At 31.2% G+C, this 4678-nt stretch carries 5 protein-coding genes; all 5 read right to left on the bottom strand.

What is annotated here, in order from left to right:
- On the bottom strand, nucleotides 1–682 hold a 682-nt coding region (locus AB1349_12825; protein MEW6558210.1), incomplete at its 3' end, for a hypothetical protein.
- Nucleotides 675–1649, bottom strand: a complete 975-nt coding sequence (locus tag AB1349_12820) for a hypothetical protein (GenBank protein MEW6558209.1) — start codon at nucleotides 1647–1649, stop codon at nucleotides 675–677. The genes AB1349_12825 and AB1349_12820, both read right to left, overlap by 8 nt.
- The gene (locus tag AB1349_12815) at nucleotides 1625–3184 is read right to left on the bottom strand and encodes an ABC transporter substrate-binding protein (GenBank protein MEW6558208.1); all 1560 of its coding nucleotides are present in this window, start codon (nucleotides 3182–3184) and stop codon (nucleotides 1625–1627) included. Before AB1349_12815 ends, AB1349_12820 begins: the two co-directional genes overlap by 25 nt.
- The gene (locus tag AB1349_12810) at nucleotides 3162–3341 is read right to left on the bottom strand and encodes a hypothetical protein (protein ID MEW6558207.1); all 180 of its coding nucleotides are present in this window, start codon (nucleotides 3339–3341) and stop codon (nucleotides 3162–3164) included. The genes AB1349_12815 and AB1349_12810 overlap by 23 nt, the downstream gene beginning before the upstream one ends.
- A gap of 411 nt (nucleotides 3342–3752) precedes the next feature.
- The gene (locus tag AB1349_12805; protein MEW6558206.1) at nucleotides 3753–4490 is read right to left on the bottom strand and encodes a hypothetical protein; all 738 of its coding nucleotides are present in this window, start codon (nucleotides 4488–4490) and stop codon (nucleotides 3753–3755) included.
- Nucleotides 4491–4678 lie beyond the last annotated feature (188 nt).

The following is a 4678-nucleotide window of genomic DNA, read 5'->3' as shown; positions in this document are numbered from 1 at the left end:
TATCCAGCAAATCTTCGGCTATGGAATTTATACGCTTTAAGGCATTGTTTATAAGTTCTTTGTTCCCTTGTGTTACTTGTGCGTCCTTTAATCCGCTTTCCAATGCCGCCAATGGCGACCTTATATCGTGCGCAACCTGTGCCGCCAAGTCAGCACGATATTTATTGATTTCAGAATTCATCAATAAATTATATTCTTCAATAAGTCTTTTCCTTTCCATAAAAGCAATCTTTATTGAAAGCAAGAAAATAAATATCCAAAAAAGTAGTGCAAATATGAAATAAGTCCATCTATTATAATAGAAACGCAATTTACCATATTCGGAAGTTCGATTTTCATCAAAAAATATTTTTACTTCAGACACGCCGGTGAATAATAAATTTGTGGCAGAATAATTCTCTGGTATTGAGAAATTGTTACTCCTGATTATTGAAGTCCACACAAGACCTGAAAAATCTTTCAAAACAGATCTGGACATATCCATCATTATCAATCTGTTATCACCGTTTAGTAATGGCGTCCTAAAACTATCCGATAGGTGTTCTGCAATCCTTTGTTTAAAATAAGCAGTATAAAACAATGAAGAAATAACAAGAAAAATGAGGATTAAAAGATTTAAAAGAATAACCTTTATAAAAATTTTCTTCAAAGACTTTTGAATATCAGTAATATTTTTAACCATAAAAATGAGGAACCGAGGTACTGATTTGTACTGGCCCACCATTAAAAATTTCCAAACGCTTCATTGTTTTTTCATCAGGTAAAAAATCCCCAAATTGAGGAGTTAGAAGCTTATCAGATTTGGCCTGAACAAAAAAAAGCGGAATATCTGGAAATATTCCTTTTATATAGGATAATTCTTTAAACTTCACATCATCAATGGAAATGTTTTCAGGGATTAACAATACTGTCTCCTCTTTATCTGGGATAAGGTATGTATTCAAATAATCCAAGCTTTCTTTTTCTTGCGCCTTACAGAAATGCCATAAAGGCTGGCCTTCTTTCCTTAACTGTTCCATAGGTTTATCTAACTTATAGTTATCAAAAAAACATACCACAAGAGTTCTAAGTGATTCAAAAAGCGCGCTGAGACATGCTTTTTTTATGTCTTTATTAGCCCCAAATCCAGAGATAAAACCTTTTATTTCAGAATCTTGCTTATGAGAAATAGCGCATACAATTTTCGCGTCTATTACCGGACTTAATTCATAAAACCTAAATGATATATTATTTTTGACTAACAAGCGATTTAATCTTAAAATATCAACATACTCACTTAAAATATCAATTGGAATGGCTTTCATCTTTCTTTTACAAAAATGATGACATAATACTTTGTCTATTCCCAATAATTCCCAGTATGCTCTTTCTCTGGCACCTGGTAAATTTATATAAGCCGCTGTTCCCCATCTGTTTTGACACAAGTTGTTTAAATCAGTACTGGCTCTTTCCAATGATTCGGCACATGCTTTTTCGAATGCTATTTTTTCTATCTTGTCTACCCCACGTCCTCTGTATTTGATTCCCTGAATTATTATTTCGACAGCGTAATCAAAATATCCGGGCAACCATTCATCAATCCATCTATATTTTTCAACATTTAAAGATAAACGCTTTGAATTATTTAAAATCCAGTCAACCAATTCCACTTCAGTCTCCAAAAAGTAGTACCCGCATGTAAATTAAGAAAATCAAACTTCCAGTTTTTATTTGATAAAGCTACATAAGGAGTTATAACTAATGGAATAGTAATAGCTTCTTTTAATGTCTGATAGTGTAAGTCATTTATCATCTTCATCCTTTCATAATAATTTTCTATTTGGGAATATTTATCAATCCATCTATTCCCCTCTTTACCATTTATGACAAAAAAATAATTGTTCATATAGTAATAAAAAAAATTTATATCTTCTTTAACGCTTGTATCAGATTCTCTAAAAAAAAGATCCGGTTCATTAAGCCCATTTTTCAAATAATCTATATGTCCGGGTAAACCATTGATCTGTTTCACTTCTATTGAGGGCAAAGCTTTTTTTAAATCTGGTATGCTTACCTCAGGTATATTCCATGCCACAATTCTCTTGTTAAAAGAACTTTTAGCGACTTTTTCCATTTCCTCATCCAAGATTTTAAGCTGATGTCCATATAAGGCGCCCTGACCGAAGGTCGGGAAAATTTGAGCAGTTTCCTCCGCCCCGGCTCGTTTCAACAGATGTGGCAAAACACTTTCCTTGATTTTTTTTGCTATTACAAATCTTTCTTTTCTGCTGAATTTTGCAACACCGGAAGGAGTAAAAGTTATAGCAGATAATTGCATCGAAACTGTTTTAAACAAATTAGTTTTTGGATTGTTTTCTGCATATCTCAAAAGTTCCGAAGAATCGTCCAAAGTTGTTATCATATCTACTTTATTGTTTTTAAATAATTCTAAAGAAATTGACTTATTGTTAATTCTGGAAGGAATTATTTCTATTTTTTGAGGCATATCTTTAGAATATAAAAAATTAGTCTTATTCGCAGAAAGAATAAAGAATCCTTTGTTGTCATATTTGTCCACAAAATATGGACCAGATGTGTTCCTGTAATCTTTTATAGCTAAAGTACGATTATCTATTGATTCTATAGGAACTATTCCAAAATCTGCGGCAGTTAGCATGGAAAATAAAAAAGGATTTTTCTTTTTAAAAGATATAGAGATTAAATAATCATTCTTTAAGCGCAAATTTGGGCAATTGTCACTTAATTTATTTATTTGTTTATCACCGCATAATATATTTTTAATATTGCCATGGGTATTTGTACCTAAAATGGCAAGTCTTTTAAAAGTTGTTTCTACGTCCCTGGCAGTTATTTTTCGACCGTCTACCGTTTTCAAGTCATTCCTTATTTTAAAATAAGCTTCATTCCCTTCCCAATAAAACTTCTCAGCCAGACCGGACACAAGTTCTCCATGTATATTGTAGTATACAAGAGTCGAAAAAAAATTCTCAGTTAAAATATATTGGGACAGATAGTGAATATTAGCCGGGTCATAATAATATATCTCTTTATCTCTTGGGAAAGCTACCCGCAATGTTTTTGGCACTATTGTAACCCTTAAAGTAAAATAAATTATTAATAGTAAAAGTAAGGTTAAAGGCGATAAAAGTTTTAGTAAGAATTTAGCCCTTTTTGTTTTGATCACATTTATCGCAAGCACTATCTACGTTTTTATCTTTTTCAATAATGGGCACATATTTTTCTATTTTCTTCTGAAAATCTGTCTTAGTAGTATGAGTATACAAATTAACACCAAATGCCCAAGCAAGAAATGCAAAAATAAAATATTTCACTTTTATCATTTTCCCTCCGCTTTTATATTCTAATATTTTACAGGTATCAGATCAAACCTGTGACCTTCCATCTATATTTTAACAACTTCCGAATACTTCAATTCTCAAAGGAAGGTCATAAATTTACAGCCAACATTCTGGATCTTTTTGATATATCATTACATATTTTTTGACAAAAGTTTATCTAAATTTCCAAAAATAAGAATAAAAATTAAAATAAGAAACACAACAAAAGCAGATTCGATTATAATATTGTCTATTAAATATAGCTTAGTTATTTTATGAGATACTGTTATGGCGAAAAAAATACTCAAAAACTTTACCCAGAATTTATTCATGTTTTTATCATTATTAATTTCCGAAAACTTTTTTTTAATATTCATATAAACTCCCTTATACTTTTCTGGTAGAATTCAATTTTTACTGACAAACTGTTCCATGTGGTGTATTGACACATTCATCCGTTTCTATATCACTTATATTCTCCCAGTGGCAAACCGTATCGCACTTAACCACATCCTGGCATTCTTTAACATTTTTGCACACATTTTTAGTAACATATTTGCATACTTGATTTCCAATTAGTCCGCCAGCTGCTCCACCAACGGCGCCACCACCAATAGCTCCGCCTACGGCTCCGGTAACAACTGTACATGTTAGTTCTGTAACAGTTTCGCAATATTCCTTCCATCCGCAAACTTCCTCAGTTCTACAATTCGTTTCTTCGCAAACTTGAATTTGTGATTTTGTCGCTAATACGAGTTCATCTTTTAAACTCAAATTATTAAACCTTTCAGGAAATATATAATTTTTTGAGTTTAAAAAAGATATTTTTTCTTCAAAAGTTCCATAAACAAGAAGTTTTTTTAGATTTTCAATCGTGTCAGAATTTTTTCTTTCTTTTTCACAGCGGATGATAGTATTCCTTATTGTTCTATTAGCGCTAATATAAGTATCTTTTACATTCATACTTATATTCCTTTCTATATCTATCTTTGGCGTTGGAACAGTCATAATAGAAGTAAGGATTGCCTCTCTTATTGGAGCCAATGAATTTCCATTTAATTTTCCGTCAAAGTCAATTTGGAAGTCTCCGGCATTTATATGAGAGACCATAAGTACCATAAGTGCACTCAATATTGTTTTACTATTTTTCATTATTTCACTCTCCTATTTTTATACATATTTTCAGTTTTTACCCGCGCATTTATCGTTGTGGCAATTTTTATGCCAATAGGCTTAAAATAAAAAATGCTTGTTTTTTAATGATTTTTTATCTTTTATACGACAATAGATATTCTCAAATGAAAATATTAGTTTTCAAATGAAAATAAAATATAAATTGT

This window comes from Elusimicrobiota bacterium, from assembly GCA_040757695.1.
Classification (GTDB): Bacteria; Elusimicrobiota; UBA8919; order UBA8919; family UBA8919; genus JBFLWK01.
This window is presented reverse-complemented; position numbering and strand designations above follow the sequence as displayed.

Bases quoted from the DNA above. Each gene is read 5' to 3' on its own strand.
- AB1349_12810 (MEW6558207.1), bottom strand. From the start codon at position 3,341: ATGATAAAAGTGAAATATTTTATTTTTGCATTTCTTGCTTGGGCATTT.
- AB1349_12805 (MEW6558206.1), bottom strand. From the start codon at position 4,490: ATGAAAAATAGTAAAACAATATTGAGTGCACTTATGGTACTTATGGTC.